The sequence below is a fragment of the Myceligenerans indicum genome (genome assembly GCF_016742955.1).
Classification (GTDB): Bacteria; Actinomycetota; Actinomycetes; order Actinomycetales; family Cellulomonadaceae; genus Myceligenerans; species Myceligenerans indicum.
This window is the reverse complement of record NZ_JABBYC010000015.1, coordinates 23,490-39,130: the sequence shown is the minus strand read 5'-3', so window position 1 is coordinate 39,130 and position 15,641 is coordinate 23,490. Positions and strand designations below refer to the sequence as shown.

General features: G+C 69.9%; 16 protein-coding genes and 2 riboswitches. Of the genes, 8 read left to right on the top strand and 8 right to left on the bottom strand.

The features are described 5' to 3' along the window. Positions 1-25: 25 nt before the first annotated feature. A complete protein-coding gene (locus HGK34_RS10595) occupies positions 26-979 on the bottom strand; it encodes a hypothetical protein (RefSeq protein ID WP_201846969.1) in 954 nt (317 codons plus the stop codon). A gap of 187 nt (positions 980-1,166) precedes the next feature. Beyond that, a riboswitch (cyclic di-AMP (ydaO/yuaA leader) is annotated at positions 1,167-1,362 on the top strand. Between HGK34_RS10595 and HGK34_RS10590 the strand changes: the two genes are divergently transcribed. Together HGK34_RS10590 and HGK34_RS10585 are read left to right on the top strand one after the other, a co-directional pair. Further along, the gene (locus HGK34_RS10590; protein ID WP_201846968.1) at positions 1,362-2,084 is read left to right on the top strand and encodes a C40 family peptidase; all 723 of its coding nucleotides are present in this window, start codon (positions 1,362-1,364) and stop codon (positions 2,082-2,084) included. Its footprint overlaps the riboswitch before it by 1 nt. A 141-nt stretch (positions 2,085-2,225) precedes the next feature. Continuing rightward, entirely contained in the window at positions 2,226-3,608 is a 1,383-nt protein-coding gene (locus tag HGK34_RS10585) for a TrkH family potassium uptake protein (RefSeq protein ID WP_307815897.1), read from the top strand. Positions 3,609-3,653: 45 nt separating this feature from the next. On the opposite strand, the gene HGK34_RS10580 is transcribed toward HGK34_RS10585, so the two are convergent. Both HGK34_RS10580 and HGK34_RS10575 read right to left on the bottom strand, forming a co-directional pair. Then, positions 3,654-4,583, bottom strand: coding sequence for a hypothetical protein (locus HGK34_RS10580; RefSeq protein ID WP_201846966.1), 930 nt, complete (start codon positions 4,581-4,583; stop codon positions 3,654-3,656). 61 nt (positions 4,584-4,644) lie between these two features. After that, a complete protein-coding gene (locus tag HGK34_RS10575) occupies positions 4,645-4,908 on the bottom strand; it encodes a GlsB/YeaQ/YmgE family stress response membrane protein (RefSeq protein WP_201846964.1) in 264 nt (87 codons plus the stop codon). A 217-nt stretch (positions 4,909-5,125) separates the two neighbouring features. Here HGK34_RS10575 and HGK34_RS10570 point away from each other — a divergent pair, with 217 nt between their 5' ends. The 4 genes from HGK34_RS10570 (at position 5,126) to HGK34_RS23210 (ending at position 9,246) form a co-directional block, all read left to right on the top strand. Then, a complete protein-coding gene (locus tag HGK34_RS10570; protein WP_307815896.1) occupies positions 5,126-5,938 on the top strand; it encodes an ion transporter in 813 nt (270 codons plus the stop codon). Positions 5,939-6,392: 454 nt separating this feature from the next. Then, positions 6,393-6,608: a hypothetical protein gene (locus HGK34_RS10565; RefSeq protein WP_201846962.1), complete on the top strand. Its 216-nt coding sequence runs from the start codon at positions 6,393-6,395 to the stop codon at positions 6,606-6,608. A 176-nt stretch (positions 6,609-6,784) separates the two neighbouring features. Beyond that, positions 6,785-8,260, top strand: coding sequence for a zf-HC2 domain-containing protein (locus HGK34_RS22655; protein ID WP_201846959.1), 1,476 nt, complete (start codon positions 6,785-6,787; stop codon positions 8,258-8,260). Between the two features lie 233 nt (positions 8,261-8,493). Further along, positions 8,494-9,246: a zf-HC2 domain-containing protein gene (locus tag HGK34_RS23210; RefSeq protein WP_201846957.1), complete on the top strand. Its 753-nt coding sequence runs from the start codon at positions 8,494-8,496 to the stop codon at positions 9,244-9,246. Here HGK34_RS23210 and rlmC read toward each other — a convergent pair. The 3 genes from rlmC to HGK34_RS10540 all read right to left on the bottom strand — a co-directional run bounded on the left by rlmC (position 9,220) and on the right by HGK34_RS10540 (position 11,683). Then, on the bottom strand, positions 9,220-10,473 hold the full coding sequence (gene rlmC, locus HGK34_RS10550; RefSeq protein ID WP_201846955.1) for a 23S rRNA (uracil(747)-C(5))-methyltransferase RlmC: 1,254 nt from the start codon (positions 10,471-10,473) through the stop codon (positions 9,220-9,222). The two genes, HGK34_RS23210 and rlmC, sit on opposite strands and share 27 nt — an antisense overlap. 67 nt (positions 10,474-10,540) lie before the next feature. After that, the gene (locus HGK34_RS10545) at positions 10,541-11,014 is read right to left on the bottom strand and encodes a hypothetical protein (RefSeq protein WP_201846953.1); all 474 of its coding nucleotides are present in this window, start codon (positions 11,012-11,014) and stop codon (positions 10,541-10,543) included. A 45-nt stretch (positions 11,015-11,059) separates the two neighbouring features. Beyond that, a complete protein-coding gene (locus HGK34_RS10540; protein ID WP_201846951.1) occupies positions 11,060-11,683 on the bottom strand; it encodes a DinB family protein in 624 nt (207 codons plus the stop codon). A gap of 116 nt (positions 11,684-11,799) precedes the next feature. Between HGK34_RS10540 and HGK34_RS10535 the strand changes: the two genes are divergently transcribed. Continuing rightward, positions 11,800-12,414 (top strand): DNA-3-methyladenine glycosylase I, encoded by a 615-nt coding sequence (locus tag HGK34_RS10535; protein ID WP_201846949.1) that lies wholly within the window; start codon positions 11,800-11,802, stop codon positions 12,412-12,414. Between the two features lie 90 nt (positions 12,415-12,504). Here HGK34_RS10535 and HGK34_RS10530 read toward each other — a convergent pair whose 3' ends face one another. Then, complete coding sequence (locus HGK34_RS10530; RefSeq protein WP_201846947.1) at positions 12,505-13,146, bottom strand: lysophospholipid acyltransferase family protein; 642 nt, start codon at positions 13,144-13,146, stop codon at positions 12,505-12,507. Positions 13,147-13,219: 73 nt separating this feature from the next. After that, positions 13,220-14,419: an NYN domain-containing protein gene (locus HGK34_RS10525; protein ID WP_201846945.1), complete on the bottom strand. Its 1,200-nt coding sequence runs from the start codon at positions 14,417-14,419 to the stop codon at positions 13,220-13,222. Between the two features lie 122 nt (positions 14,420-14,541). Then, positions 14,542-14,643: riboswitch (SAM riboswitch) on the top strand. Positions 14,644-14,651: 8 nt separating this feature from the next. Between HGK34_RS10525 and HGK34_RS10520 the strand changes: the two genes are divergently transcribed. Beyond that, complete coding sequence (locus HGK34_RS10520) at positions 14,652-15,596, top strand: methylenetetrahydrofolate reductase (RefSeq protein WP_201846943.1); 945 nt, start codon at positions 14,652-14,654, stop codon at positions 15,594-15,596. Positions 15,597-15,641 lie beyond the last annotated feature (45 nt).

Here is a 15,641-nt window from a genome sequence, read left to right as displayed (position 1 = left end):
CGAGCCGCCGGCCGCACGGCCGTCCTCACTGTCTCGGCGCGAAGGCACGCAGTTCGTCGAACTCGTCCTCATCCTCCTCCTCGGCCCCACGCGTCAGGCGCAACCCGGCGACGGCGACGCCGAGCAGCAGCCCCACCACCCATCCACCGAGGTCATGTCCATCAGCCGAGAACGTGGTCGCACGCAGCGGTTCCACGGCCGCGTCCAGCACCACCGGGATCGACAGCGGCGCCGCCCCGGGCTCGAAGTACCCGCTGACCGCGTCGAGCACGGCGGCAGAGGCCTGCAGCACCCATACCAGCCCGGCCGCGGGCAGCCAGCCGAGCATCTGCAGAGGGTTCCGGTCCACACCCAGCCCGAGCGCCACGCCCAGCACCACGGCGAAGACCCACCAGGTCCCCTGGGGCACGGCGGTGTGCCCGGGCAGCAACCCCCACATCCACCCGTCCGCCAGCACGACCGGCAGCGCGAATGCGGCGGCCCGCACCGGTGCGGGCGCGAGCGCCACCAGAAGGCCGAGAACCAGGCCCACGAGCGTGCCGCCCACCGCGATGGCGAGCAGTGCGTCCGCCTTGGCGTCGTCGGCGCCGGCGGCGGCGTTGACCTGCAGCCAAGCGGCTCCGCCCGCGACGGCGAGGGCCAGCAGGGTGCCACACACCGCGGCGACGGCCCCGCCGCCGCGGTGCCGCGCGAGCCGCGCGCTCGCACCGGCCAGGACGCCCCCGATGACACTCATCGTCACCAGGGAGGCGACGACGTCCTCGGCTGCGAGGGGTATCGGCGTGAAGGCGTTGATCTCCTCGAGCGACGCCGGCCGGAGTCCCACGGCCCGGGCGATCTCGTGCAGGATCCACGGGAGGAATCCGATGGCCCACCACGCCACGGCGCTGATCGGCAGGATCCACCACCCGGAGACCCGGGCGGGCAGATCGTTCGACGTGAGCGTTTCGGTCACTGTGTCGGTCGCGCCGTTGGACATGGCGCGCACGGTAGCGGAACACGCGTGACAGGTGTCGCCAGAGCGGGTGAAATCTCCGGCAAAAACGGCCATACTACGCCGATTCCCGCTGTGCGTGACACGTTCGTGACTTTTTCGCCGAAGGTGTGTACCTTGAGTCTCGCTTCGCCCGAACGGGTGAAGTCACGAGGCGGACGCCGAGCCCTGCCACCGCATCGTGCCCAGGCTGACCATGGCAGGGACGGGGGAACCATCTCCGGGCGACGAACCAGCGGAAGCCGCAGGCTTCCGAGGGGTCGATGTCCTTGGGGTGAAGCCGGGCAGAACCCCCACATCTGCTCGGCCGGGTGAGTATCTCCCACCCGAACCCGACAGCTCACTTCGTAGGCGGTAGGAGAACACGGTGTCCAACGCCACCCAGCGCGGCCGCCATCGCGCGGACCGCAAGGCCACAACCCCACTCACAGTCATCGCGCGCAGCGCATCCGAGAACGCAGGCACGGCAGCCCGCCGCGGTGCCCTGGCGGTTGCCGCCGGCGGCGTTCTCGTCTCGACGTTCGCCACGACCGCGCATGCGGCTCCGGCCTCGAGCGACGTCAAGACGGCGGCGAAGATGGACGGTCTCAACCTTGACGCCCTGAAGGAGACCGCCGGCCAGGCCGTCAAGCAAGGCCCGACCGTCTCGGTCGGGCACAACGTCAAGCTCGACGTGGAGGGCGCCACCGTCACCGCTGACGGGGCCACCAAGATCGAGGGTCTCGTGGAGGTCACTCCCGCCCCCGAGCCCCCGCCCACGCCGCTGAACATCAAGATCACGAACACGGCGTACAACTACCTCGCCGGTGCGTACGTGTGGGGCGGTTCCACCCCCGGGGCCTTCGACTGCTCCGGGTTCATCCAGTACGTGTACGGCCTGTACGGCATCGCGCTGCCGCACTCGTCGTCGGCACTGCTCAACAGCGGCTACCAGGTCTCCTACCCGCAGCCGGGTGACATCGTGTGGACCCCGGGCCACGTCGCCCTGTACGCGGGCAACGGCATGATCATGGAGTGGTACCAGGCCGGGCTCCCCGGACGCTACACGGAGATGTGGCAGACCAACCCGGTCTTCATCCGCGTGATCTGACACCGTCGCCTCCAGCGCGCGAACGACACCTTGAGCGCCGCGGGCGCCGTCGGCTTCCGAGCCCGACGGCGCCCGCGGCGCTCGGCAGTTACCCGGTAGCCGTCGCTCGCGCGCGGCCCGGACGCGACTAGAGTCGCGTTCGTGCGATACAGCAAGTCCCGGCCCTCGCGGGAGGTGAGCAGCGCGGCATCGCTGCGCCGTCGCCCCGGGCAGGTGGTCACCCTCGGATTCCTGGCCACCATCGCCGTCGGGACGATCCTGCTCTCACTGCCGATCGCCACCGAGGGCGCCCGCGCGACGTTCGTCGAGGCGCTGTTCACGGCGACCTCCGCCACGTGCGTCACGGGGCTCGTGGTCACCGACACCGCGGTGTTCTGGTCGGGCTTCGGGGAGGCCGTGATCGCCGTGCTCATCCAGATCGGCGGACTCGGCGTGATGACCCTGGCGTCCCTGCTCGGCATCCTGCTGACACGCCGGCTGGACCTGAGCTCGCGCCTCGTTGCGGCCGCCTCGACGCGGAGCGTCGGCCTCGGCGACGTCCGAGGCGTGCTCACGCGCGTGATCAAGATCGCCGTCGTCGTGGAGGGCATCTGTGCGGTGATCCTCGTCGCACGCTTCGCGATCACCTACGACATGCCGTGGGGGACAGCCCTGTGGCAGGGGGCGTTCCACGCGATCTCCGCCTACAACAACGCGGGATTCTCGCTCTTCAGCGACTCTCTCATGGGCTTCGTCGGCGACCCGTGGGTGTCGCTCCCGATCAGCTTCGCCGTCATCGTGGGTGGCATCGGCCTGCCCGTGATCGCCGAGGTGGCCCGCGCGCTCCGCGCCCGCCGGCGGCCGCGGCGCTGGAGCACGCACACCCGGATCACGCTGTGGATGACGGCCGTCCTGCTCGTCGGCTCGACGCTGTTCTTCCTGGCCGCCGAGGGTGACAACACGGCGACCATGGCCTCGCTCAGCCCCGGCGACAAGATCCTGTCGGCATTCACGCAGGCTGTCATGCCGCGCACCGCCGGGTTCAACTCGTTGGACACCTCGCAGATGCACCACGAGACCTGGCTCGGCACGATCATCCTGATGTTCATCGGCGCCGGATCGGCGGGCACCGCCGGCGGGATCAAGGTCACCACCTTCGCGGTGCTCGGCGTGGTCATCTGGTCCGAGCTGCGCGGAGAGCCCGACGCCAACATCTTCGACCGCCGGATCGCACCCGCAACGCAGCGCCAGGCACTCACGGTCGCGCTCCTCGGGGTCGCGATCATCATCGTCCCGACACTGTGGATCACGGCCACGACACCCGGGATCAGCGTGGCGGAGATCCTCTTCGAGGTCACCTCCGCGTTCACCACCACCGGGCTGTCGACCGGGATCACCGCCGACCTGCCCTGGTTCAACCAGCTGGCGCTCGTCCCGCTGATGTTCGTCGGCCGGCTCGGGCCGATCACGCTGGGCGCGGCACTCGCCCTGCGCAGTCGGCAGCGGCTCTACCGGATGCCCGAGAGCGCGCCGATCATCGGCTGAGACCGGGGAGTGCGTACGGGGTCCGGGAACCTGCCGGCCCCGGCGTCACGACCAGTCGCAGTAGTCCGCGATGTACTCGAAGAGGTCACGCTTCGCGTCATCGGGCATCGGGACGTACACGACGTACTGGGCCACGCCGTTCACCGTCGCATGCACCGGCAGGAAGGTGCCTCGCTTGTCCTCGGCGACGGCGTGGTGGTCGCACCGCTCGGGCACGAACGGGAGCTCGAGGACGCCATCGTCCTGCCCGGACAGCGCCCCTGAGGTCCATGCCGTTCCACCGATCGGATCGATGAGGGTGGAACCGTCGATGCGGGTGATCCTGACGTCGGGACCGCCGGAGACCCGTTCCACCGAGAGGGTGATGACCGCGATGTTCTCTCCCTCACGGCGTTCGGTGCGCACGGCGGCGCCCTGGGTGAGCGTGAGGCCGGAGGCGACGGCCGCGGCCGCGCAGTCCTCTTCGAGGTTGCGGGCCAGGTGACCGCCGGGGTCGGAGATCGGGACGTCGAGGGTGGTCGGCTCGCCGTGCGTGTCACGGCGCCCGAGCGCCACGACCACCTCGGCGTGCGGTTCGGGGCCGACGACGGCGTCCCCGTCGGGCCCGGGCGGGCAGACGGGCTCACCGAGTTCGACGTACACGCCTCGTCGCCCGCCCACGGCAAGGGTCTGGGCGAGGAAGGGTCGCTTCGCCGTCTCGGCCGAGGGGCCGAAGCTCCCGCTCTCGAGGGTGCCGCCGAGCAGTACGAGGTCGGTGCCGGACCCGTTCACCACCTCGATCTCGACCACGCGATCCGCGTAGTCGAGGCGCGACTGCTGCAGCGTGACGGTCAGGTCCGCGGCGACGTCGCCGGGTACGGGAGGGAGCCGGGACACGCTCCCGCCGTCGTCCCCGGCCGTGCAGCCGGCAACGAACAGGAGTACGGAGAGCGCGGACGCGGCGAGGGCCCGGGCCCGGGGAGCGCACTGCGACATGCGCACCCACTGTAGGCCCAGGCCCGCACCCGTGTCAGTGGTCCCGGCCGTCCGGCACCGGTCAGGCCTTCTTCCGGTTGAAGATCATCTCGAAGACGCCGATGACGATCAGCGCACCGATGATCGCGAACAGCCAGGACTGCCACGACCAGAATGCCGTGAGCGCGATGTGGAAGATCACGTCGCTCAGCCAGACACCGAGCGCGGCACCCAGCCCACCGAGCAGCAGGGTCAGCCAGAAGCCACCCTTCTGCTTGCCCGGCAGGATGATGCGCGCGATGACGCCGGCCAGCAGACCGAGGATGACGAGAGGGATGAAGTGCATGGTGGTGGTCCTCCAGAAAGAAGTGGTGTTGCGGCACCTACCTTGGCACTCAACCACCGTTTTCGCCCCAGTCTGTACGGCGATTCGTGGCATGAGGTGCAAATCTCACTATGGCTTGCCATGCCGGACACCTGCGGAACGCTAGGCTTCGCGTGGCCGACGGACCGATGACAGGCAGGAAGACGGAGTGAGGCGCGTGCAGGCGATACGCACACGAGTGAGGGACCTTGTCGAGGCGACCTGGTTCAGCCGTGCTGTCCTCATGGTGATCGTCGCCAACGCGCTCGTCCTCGGGGTCGAGACGTCTATCGCCGACCCGACCGTCGACCTGTGGCTGCGGCGCGTGGACACGGTGATGCTGTGGATCTTCGTGGTGGAGCTGTGCCTGCGGATCTTCGCGCACGGACGGAAGTTCTTCACCGATCCCTGGAGCATCTTCGATCTGCTCGTCGTCGGGATCGCACTCGTGCCGGCCTCGGTCGACTCGCTCTCGGCACTGCGGGCGCTGCGGATCCTGCGCGCCCTCCGCGTCGTCAACGCCGTGCCCTCGATGAAGCGCGTGGTGAACGGCCTCGTGGCAGCCGTGCCTGGGATGGGTTCTGTCGGCGCGCTGCTCATGCTCGTGCTGTACGTGTCGGCGGTCATCGCCACGAAGCTGTTCCGGGACATCGCTCCGGGCTACTTCGGGAACCTCGGGACGACGCTGTTCAGCCTGTTCCAGGTGATGACCGGTGAGGCCTGGCCCGACATCGCAGACGCCGTCATGGCGGAAATGCCGGGCGCCTGGATCTTCTTCGTCCTCTTCATCCTCATCGTCAGCTTCGCGGTGCTGAACCTCTTCATCGCCGTCATCGTGAGCGGGATGGAGAGCCTGGAGGAGGAGCTGGTCGAGCACGACAAGGAGGACGACGCCTCCAACGCCGCGCTGCTGACGGAGATTCGGGCGATCCGCACCGAGCTCGCGACTCTCCGGGCGGAACGCGACGGCGTACCCAGCCATCTGGACACGTCTGCCGGCGGGGCGAACTAGCGCTCGCTCGCACCACCTCGGCCGCTCGATGCGACGCCCCGGCCCCGACGTGGTGCGCCGAGGCGGCACGAGCGCCGGATCGACCTGCCCCCAGCGCACTTCGATCCGGCGCTCGGCCAGTGGTTCGGAGCCCGGCGCCGTTCGGCGTGCCCCCAGCGCACTCGGAACGACGCCGGCCTCCTGACGAGTCCGGCTCGGCCCGCCTCCAGTACGGTCCGAACCAACGCTCGCGTCGACATGAAGACGCATGGGCCACCGACAGGTCACAGCACTCCGACCCTCCTTTGATGTGACTTGCATCACACGCGCGGTCCACACACTCCGGAGGCGGGGTGGTGTGTTGTCGGGCACACTCGGCAGGCAGAACCGCCCCAAAACCAGACAGAAGAGCAATACTCCCCGACACATTGGCTGGAGTGCTGTGACATTCGATCCCCTCGAGCGTCAGGGGCACATGACAAGTACCGAGCACACCGAGCTCGTCCGCCTGGGTGCGCAGTACCTGCGCGCCTATTCGGACGGCGACGCCGTCAGCCTGTATCGCCTGGCTGACGCGTGGGGCGCTTCGGACCTGTGTGCGGCCGCCTGCGAGGTCGCTCTCGCGGTCATCAACGCGACCACAGGGCCGCGTGGGATCGACGCCGTCTACGAGGCGTTCCATCGACGATGATCACGAATCGTTCCGACAACAGTAAGACCGACAGCGAGGATGACCCCAGACATGCTCAAGAGATACGGCGTTCCCACATTTATCGCGCTAAGGGGCTTGCATCTGCCTGGCATCTCGATGGGACCATGTGCTGGCGCGTCCGGTATCGACGGTCGACGCGATGAAGGGGGACATCGGTGACCACCACTGACGTACAGATCGACGACTGGGTCGTGCACCGGCCCAACGTGGTGCGGTCCGTCGCTGCTCGCGTCCCCGGGGTCGACGCCGACGAGGCGGCCAGCCGCGCCCTCGAGAAGATGATCCGGATCGTGAACAACGACGGGGAGATCGCGGACCCGGCGGCCTACTGGCGGCGAGCCGCGCTCAACGAGGCGTACTCGATCACCCGCGAGGCCGGACGTGCCGTTCCGGTCGACGACGTGGCGCTCTCCGGCATCACCCCGGCCGTGACCGGCGCGGAGCTGGACGCCGAGCGCGAGGCGGACGTCGCGATGCTGCGAGATGCCCTCGGCGACCTCAACGACGACGACCGCAAGCTGCTCTTCGACCGGCATGTCGACGACATGGCCGTCAACGACATCGCCGGGGACCTCGGGGTTCGCCCGCATGCGGTCACGATGCGCCTTCGCCGGGCCGAGGAACGCCTCGCCGGCGCGTTCGCCGCCGCACATGCGCGCAAGGTCAACGAACCCGAGTGCCGGACCACCCGAGCGGCCATGCATGACTACCTCAAGGGACGCCTGCTGCCGCGCCGCTCGAAGCGCCTCGAGGCGCACCTGGACGGCTGCGCGGAGTGCACCCGGGCGTTCGTCGACGTCCGTGAGGTCTCATGGATGCTCCGTGAGCTGGGGCAACACCTCGTCCCGATCTTCTTCGGCAGTGCGGCCGTGAGCAGCGCGGCCGCGGTGGCCGGGGCGAAGACGGTTCCCGGTCCCAGACGCCCCTCCGGGAAGCAGACGGCCGTGGCCGCGAGCGTCCTGGCGGCACTCGCTCTGGCCGGCGGCGCGTGGGCGTACATGGCGACCGAGCCTGACATCCAGGCCGAGGCCACGCCCGAGGTGACCCAGGTCGCCCCCGACGAGGCAGGGAACGGCGACGGGGCCGGAGACGATGCCGCCGACGACACCACGGACGACGCCGACCCGGGGTCCGACGCGGACGATCCGGATACGGAGACGGACGAGCCCCCGGCCACCCCGCCCGAAGAGACCCAGCCCGCCGAGGAGTTCCCGCCCTCGCTCGACCGGCCCGCACCCGAGAAGCCCGTCGAGGCCGCACCCGTGGCTGAGCCGGCGCCTCAGGACGATCCGGCGCCCGCACCCGAGCCTGCTCCCGAGCCGGGCACCGACGGTGATCTCGACGGTGGTTCCGGAGGCGACGAGGACGATCAGGGCGACGACAACGGCAACGGCGGCGGCGAGGACGGGAACGACCAGGGCGACGACGGTGAGGGCGACGCCCCTGATGAAGGGGAATCGGGCGGCCTGGGTGACATCCTTGGGGAGCTACCCCTCGGCGGACTCGAGGACATCCTCGGCGGACTCGGGGACGTCCCGATCCTCGGCGACCTGATCAATCTTCCGCTCTTCGACGGCCTTGCCGACGCGCTCAACGGCACGGGGGCGGTCGACGGTCTACCGGGAGACTGAGGAACCGGCACGTCGGCGAAGGGGCTCGGAACCGTCAGCGGTTCCGGGCCCCATGCGTGTCCCATCACCCGTGTCCGACAGGCCTACCACTCGGTCACCACCAGTCGGTACGCAATCAGTGATATCTCCGATATTTCAGACGACGCTTCCATGCGCCTGCACCGAAGTGCCACGATGTCCGTGGCGCCACGCCGACAACCTGTGGCGCGGCGTACGCGGATTGGAGGTCCAGGGTGCACACGCTCATCAGCACTGGTCTGAGCGAGATCGCTGCGCAGCGGCGCGCCGTGGCGTCCGCCGTCTCACGGCAGGTCCCCGAGGCGGACTCGGAGCTGGCCACGAGCTACGGCCTCGAACAGCTGTGTCGTGCGATCGCCGTACACGGAGCCGTCGACCGCCCGGTCGACTACTGGCACCACGCCGCCATCGATGCCGCCGCCGAGGCGTCGTCCACGGTCATGGATGCCCCCTCGGACCGCGCGGGAACCGCCGCCGAGAAGGCCCCGGCCGCGGACACCACGGACTCCCCCTCCGCCACGTCGCACGACGCCGGCGGGTCCGCCGTCCTGTCCGAGCCGGCCCCGCACCGTGCCGAGCAGCCGGCGGAGACTCCGGCGCACGCAGATCTCCCGCCGTCGATCGAACCGCCGGGGGGCGCGATCACCCTGCCGCACACGGCACGGCGGCGACTGCGCCAGACCGGGCGGAGGCCCGTTCCCGGACACGCCGACGCGAACCGCTCCGTCGCGGATCCGGTCACCTGCCGCATCACCCGCGGCGCGATGCACGACTACATCCGGCACCGCCTGCTGCCCGGGCGTCGCCGGGAGCTCGAGGACCATCTCGTCGACTGCTCGGAGTGCACGCGTGCCTTCACGGACGTACGCGAGTCGTACTGGATCCAGCAGGCGGCTCCCCCGGTACTCCGGCTGGGCACGGTGTCCTTGCCCGACGTGGCATCACGCGCCGAGGCCGCGCTGCGGTGACCGGTCACGCCGGAGCATGAGCAGCACCTCGTAGTGCTGGGTCTGCGGGAACATGTCGAGCAGGACGCCGCGCACCGGACGGAGACCGGGCATGTGCGACAGATCGCTGGCGAGCGTGGTGGCGTTGCAGCTCGAGTACAGGACGTGGCCGACCGCGGAGCTGTCCAGAGCGCGCGCCAGATCTGCCCCGATACCGCGCCGGGGCGGATTCACGATCACCATCTCGGGAGCTCCGGATGCCAGCCGCTCTGCCACGCCCCGCGCATCGCCCGCCTCGAACCGGACGTCGCGCAGTCCGAGCGAGTCTGCGGTCGCCGATGCCGCGGCGACCGCCTCGCGGCTCAGTTCGATGCCCGTCACCGATCGGCCCGGCGCCGCGCAGTGCAGCGCGAACCCGCCCACTCCGCAGTACAGGTCCCACAGGCTCGCCGGGTCGACGTCGTCCACCCACTCGCGCGCCTGCCGGTAGAGGTCTGCCGCGACCTGGGTGTTCGTCTGGAAGAAGCTCTGCGGCCGCAGGCCCAGGGGGACACCGTCCACCCGCATGGTCAGCGTCCGGGATTCCGTGAGCACGATTTCCCGGTCGCCCTCCAGGACTGCCGCGTGGGCCGGCTGGACGTTGACCGTGGCGACAGCGAGGTTCGGCAGGTCGGATCGTAGCTCGGGCAGGTGCTTGCGGATGCGGGCGAGCGCCTCGGTCGAGCGCATGACGAACCGGACCATCAGCTCACCGTCCGGTGAGATCGTGACGAGCAGGTACTTCAGTTCCCCGCGCCCGGCGGTCGCCCGGCGGGACGTCCGCTGCCCCGCCCGCTGCGGTTCGGTCCGGCCGAAGACCTCGTAGGGCCGCAGTCCGGCCCGGCGGATGAACTGTTCCAGCGGCGCGAAGGCTGTCTGGAGAGCGGGCGGGTAGAGACCGCAGTCGGTGAGATCGACGCCACGCCCGGCCTGGTCGAGGATGCCCAGCACCGGCTCTTCCGCGGTGCCGCTGACCACCATCTTCGCCTTGTTGCGGAAGCCGGACTCGGGGCCGGTCACCGGCGGGAGCCAGTCGATCCCCTGGGCCTGTCCGCCTCCAGGGGACGAGTTCGCGGCGCCCGCCGCGGCCCCGGCGGCACCCAGGAGGCGGGACACATGGGCCTGCTTGTCAGCGACCTGGGCCGCATGGGGCGTCCCCAGGAGGGTGCACGAACGGCAGCGGCCGGCGTCGAAGTGTGGGCACTGCACGCGACCATTGTCTCGCGTGCGGCGACCGGCGACGGCTCCTGCCGCGGGCCACGCCTGAGGTGGGGAGCTATCCGCGGCCGGCGCGTGCGCGGTACTCCGCCTGGGAGCGTTCGGTCGCCCGGATGTTCCGAGCGAGTTCGCCGGACATCCACCGCAGCGCATCGACCCGTTCCCGTGCCTCGGCGCGTGCCGCCGCGAGGGAGTCGGGCATGGCCGCGCCGGATGGCACCTCCGGGACCGGCGCGACGTAGTACGCCTGCGCGGTGGAAAGAGCCTCGTTCAACGCCTGCAGCTCACCGCGCCCGACGGTCCGGCCCGCGTCCGCAACGGCCTCGCCCTCGTCGATGCGTTCGCCGAGTTCGGTGCGCGCCGCCTCGGCCTCATCCGCCAGGCCGGCGAGGGCGGACCGGACGCTCGTGTACCGCGCGGCGTGGACCTCGGCCTCCGCGCGCCGGTGCTCGCGCTCGCCCTGGAGCACGCCCGCGGTCAGGAGCGTCACGACCAGTGCTGTGACCAGCAGGACTACTCGAGGACGGCGCACGAGCCACAGTCTCCCGGCTACGGCGCACCCGCGCACGCGGGCGGATCATGCGTACCGGTTCGCGATCGCCTTCAGCTTGTCGACGTACGTCTCGCCTCCCTCGTCCAGGTCGGGAACGTTGGAGTTGTTCTTGCTCAGGCCCACCGCGCCGTCGTGCTGCTCGCGGAGGATGTCGGCGTGTCCGGCATGCCGGGACAGGTCTTCGAGTGTGTGCACGATCAGGCGGAACAGTGTCGTGTCGGAGTTGTCACGCCACCACGGCACGGTGGCCCGTGTATCGAGCGGCAGCGCGTCGATGTTCTCCTCGGTGAAGGTCCAGACCCGGCGGTAGAGGTCGATCATCCCGGGGAGCGTCTCATCGGTGGTGAGGTAGAAGTCCGCCTGCGGATCGGTTTCGATCAGGTCCTCGGGGACGAGTTCGGCAGGCGTGGGCCATGGCCGCCCGAGGATGGTTCCCAGGTATCCGGCCTCGACGTTCGCCATGTGCTTCACGAGCCCGGCGAGGTTGTTGCCGCTGGGGACACGCGGCCATCGCGCCTCCCGCTCGGAGAGGTCCTCGACCTTCCAGACGAGTGCCTCGCGGGCATCGCGCAGATACTTCTTGAGGATCCGCTTCTGGAAGCTCTCGCCGCTCTCGGCACCGGTCTCCACCGGGGTGATGTCGGTCATGGGCACAGCATCGCACCGGACGCTGACACAGCTCACGGGCTCCGGGGACGAGCCACTGACCTGGGAGCTGTGGACGGCGGGAAACAGGTGTCGGTGTCCGGGTGCAGAGTTGTCCCATGACCGAGGCCACCACACCCCGCACCGACCCCTCCACGCCCACACGACCGTCGGGCTCCCGCTGCTTCGGCGACGGCGATCCCCTCTACGAGGCGTACCACGACACCGAGTGGGGTGTGCCCGTGCACGGCGAGACCGCGCTCTTCGAGCGCATCACCCTCGAGGGATTCCAGTCCGGCCTGGCCTGGATCACCGTGCTCCGCAAGCGGCCCGCGTTCCGGGAGGTGTTCCGCGACTTCGATCCCGTGCGGGTCGCGGAGTTCGGCGACGCCGACGTCGAACGGCTCCTCACGGACGCACGCATCATCCGCAACCGCAGGAAGATCGAGGCGACCGTGGCCAACGCCCAGGCCCTCCTCGCACTGCACGACGCCGGGCGTACCCTCGACGAGCTGTTCTGGTCGTTCGCACCCGACGCCACCGCCAGGGAGCGTCCCGCCCACTGGGCGGACATCCCGTCCCAGACACCGGCATCGAAGGCGCTCAGCAAGGCCCTGAAGAAGGAAGGCTTCCGCTTCGTCGGGCCGACGACGATGTATGCCGCCATGCAGGCCTGCGGGCTCGTGGACGATCACCTGGCGACCTGTCCCGTGGTCGCCGAACCGGGATCCTGAGCACGCCGTCGGTCCTCACCCGGCGGCGCGCGGCCGGGCACGGGCAGATCGATCCGCGCCGTCGCGGACCCGTGTTCCCGGCCGAACCCGTCAGTCCACCCGTTCCTGCCCGCTGAGCTTCTGGATGGCCGTCATGACCTCCTCGGTCAGCTCCCGCCGCGCCTTGGCGGGCTTGGTCCCGGCCTCGATCTGCCGCGACGGGTCGATCGGCGCCCCGAAATGCACCTCGACCCGGCCGAGTCGCGGCATCTTGCCGATGGGCTTGACCTTGTCGGTTCCCTTGAGCCCGACGGGCACCACGAGCGCCTTACCCGTGAGCGCGAGCCAGGCCGCACCGGTGTGGCCCTTGTGCAGCTTGCCGTCGCGCGACCGTGTTCCCTCCGGGTAGATCCCGAACGCCCCGCCCTCCTCGAGCACTGCCAGCGCGTCCTCGAGGGAGCGCTGGCCTGCCCGCGGGTCGTTGCGGTCCACGGGGATGTGCTCCATCGTCGTGAAGAACCAGCGGGACAGTCCCCCCTTGATGCCCCTGCCCGTCCAGTACTCCTTCTTGGCCAGGAACGTCACGTGCCGGGGCACGGTGATCGGGATGAGGATGGAGTCGATGAACGACAGGTGGTTGCTCGCGAAGATGACCGGGCCCTTGCGGGGAATGTTGTCGATTCCGGTGACCCGGGGTCGCAGGAGAACGAGCGACAGGATCGACACGATGAGTTTCAGTACCCGGTACGTCACCCGCACATTGTGCACTGCCTCCCCACCTGCGCGGTGAATCGGGCATTTCACTCAAGGCGCCATCAAGGCTTCGTCATCGCGCGGTCACCAGGTAGTCGTCGGCCTCGTCGTCCCAGGCCAGGTCGACCGCACCGGACGTCTGTGCGGCCTTGGTGAACTGCAGGAAGCCCCGGTAGCCGAGCGCCTTCTCGGAGAAGTCCGGCCGCTGCTTGCGCACGGCGTTCTTCAGCCCGGACAGCACCGCGCTCCCGCCTGCCCCCTGGACCACGGACCGCAGCAGCATGAACGCGGCATCGGCGTTCCCCGCCTCGGGGAGCGAGATCTCGGGGTCCCCCTTCGACGGGCCGTCCGACAGCACGACGAAACCACGGTCCGCCAGGAACCGCAGGAACTCCCCGAAGGTACGGAAGCCGTAGTCGGACTCGCTGAACGTCGGGTCCTTGCGCACGAGCGTCCGCTTGAGCATGGACGCGGTCACCGAGTCGGAGGAGGACGCCTGCAGGTCCTTGAGCGTCTGCGCCACCCGTACCTCCATGGTGGGCGGCTCACCGGCGGGCTCGTCGGTGTCCTCGTCGGGCGCCGTCCCGGCCGGTTCGGGCGGGAGGGCGTCCTTCGTCTTCCTCTTCCTGCCCGACGACGTTCCCCCGCCGCCCTTGCTCGCCTCGGCGGGCTCAGGCTTCTCTCCGTCGCTCGCGGGCGCCGCTTCAGCGGGCCGCGCACCACCCGTTGGCGCGGCCGACGGGCGCCGGCGGGCCCGCGACTTCGCAGCCTTCGGCGCGGGCGCCTCGTCGGGGACGTCGACACCCTCCAGGCGGTCGTAGAAGAGGAACTCGTCGCAGGCGGCCGGCAGGAGGCGAGAGGTGGAGAGTTCCACACCCACACCGATCACCCGCTTGTTCAGCTCACGCAGCTTGTGGACGAGCGGCGAGAAGTCGCTGTCGCCGGTACACATGACGAAGGTGGAGATGTAGTCGCGCTCGAACGCCATCTCGATGGTGTCGACCACCATCTTGATGTCGGCGGCGTTCTTCCGGGACGCGCCCATGCGCTGCGGCATCTCGATGAGCTCCACCTGGTGCCGGGTCAGGGCACGACGGTCCTCGTCGAAGTACGACCAGTCCGCGTAGGCACGGCGCACCACGACGCGGCCTCGCACGGCCAGGGCGTCGGCGATGGGGCCGAAGTCGAACTGCATGCCACCCAGGTGTTCCCGCGCGCCGAGCGCCAGGTTCTCGTAGTCGATGAAGACGGCGAGGCGCTCTTCGTTGTCCATGACTGCCACCCTACGGCGTGGGTGCCGACCTGACCGCAAGGGAGAACGTCCACCCCGAGCGTCGACATCTCATCAGGTGAGCAAAATCTGGATCGCATGGCGGGCATGTGTGACGATGAGGGCTCACCATCCAGAGCGGTCGAGAGTCCTGGCTCGTCGACACCGCAGCAACCTGCCGCTTCGTGCCGAAGTGGACAAGGTGCTAACGCCAGGCGCGATGGGAGCATCACCTATGGCTGTCGAGACGCCGCACCCGAGCCGACCGACGATCTCCTTCGAGCTCATGCCGCCACGTCGACCGGACGCGGCGCCGAAGTTCTGGGAGACCGCCCGGCAGCTCGTCGCGACGCATCCCGACTTCATCTCCGTGACCTACGGTGCGGGCGGTGGCGACCGCGCCACGGCGCGCGACGTCGTGTCCACGCTGCTGGCCGGCACGCCGGTCCTCCCGGTTGCCCACCTGACCTGCGTCGGCGCATCTCGCGAGGATGTGTCGGAGGTGATCGACGACTTCCTCGACGCCGGCGTGCGCACGTTCCTCGCTCTGCGCGGAGACCCGCCGAAGGACCAGCCCGACTGGCACCCGCCTGCCGACGGCGTGCACTCCAGCATCGAGCTCGTCCGGCTGCTGCGGGACGTCGACGCACGCCGCTGCGCCGCCAGTCCCGCGACCGCCCTGCGAGTGGCGACCAAGCCGCTCACGATCGCGGTCGCCACGTTCCCGAACGGCAACGCGGACGCCGGAACGACGCGCGAGCAGGAGGTCGCCCGGCTGCTGGAGAAGCAGGAGGCAGGCGTGTCCTTCGCCATCACCCAGCTCTTCTACGAGCCCGAGTCGTACACGGGGTTCGTGGAGGCAGCCCGCCGTGCCGGCGTGACCATCCCCGTCCTCGCGGGGATCATCCCCACGACGGACCCGCGCAGACTGCGCCGCGTGGAGGAACTGACCGGCGTCGTACCGCCGCCCGGCCTGCTCGCCGAGCTCGACGGCCTGCGGCTGGACGACGGTTCGCCGGACACCGAGGCGCAGCACGCGCGGGGCATCGAGCACTCCGTGCGTCTGGCCCAGGCCGTGCTGGACTCAGGCGCGCCGGGCATCCACGTGTACACGTTCAACAAGCACCGCCCGGCCCTGGACCTGCTGTCCGGCGTCGGCCTCACGACCACCTCGGCCTGAGGAGCCGTACGGGCGCGTCCCGCCCGTACGGCAACACCGAGGTCC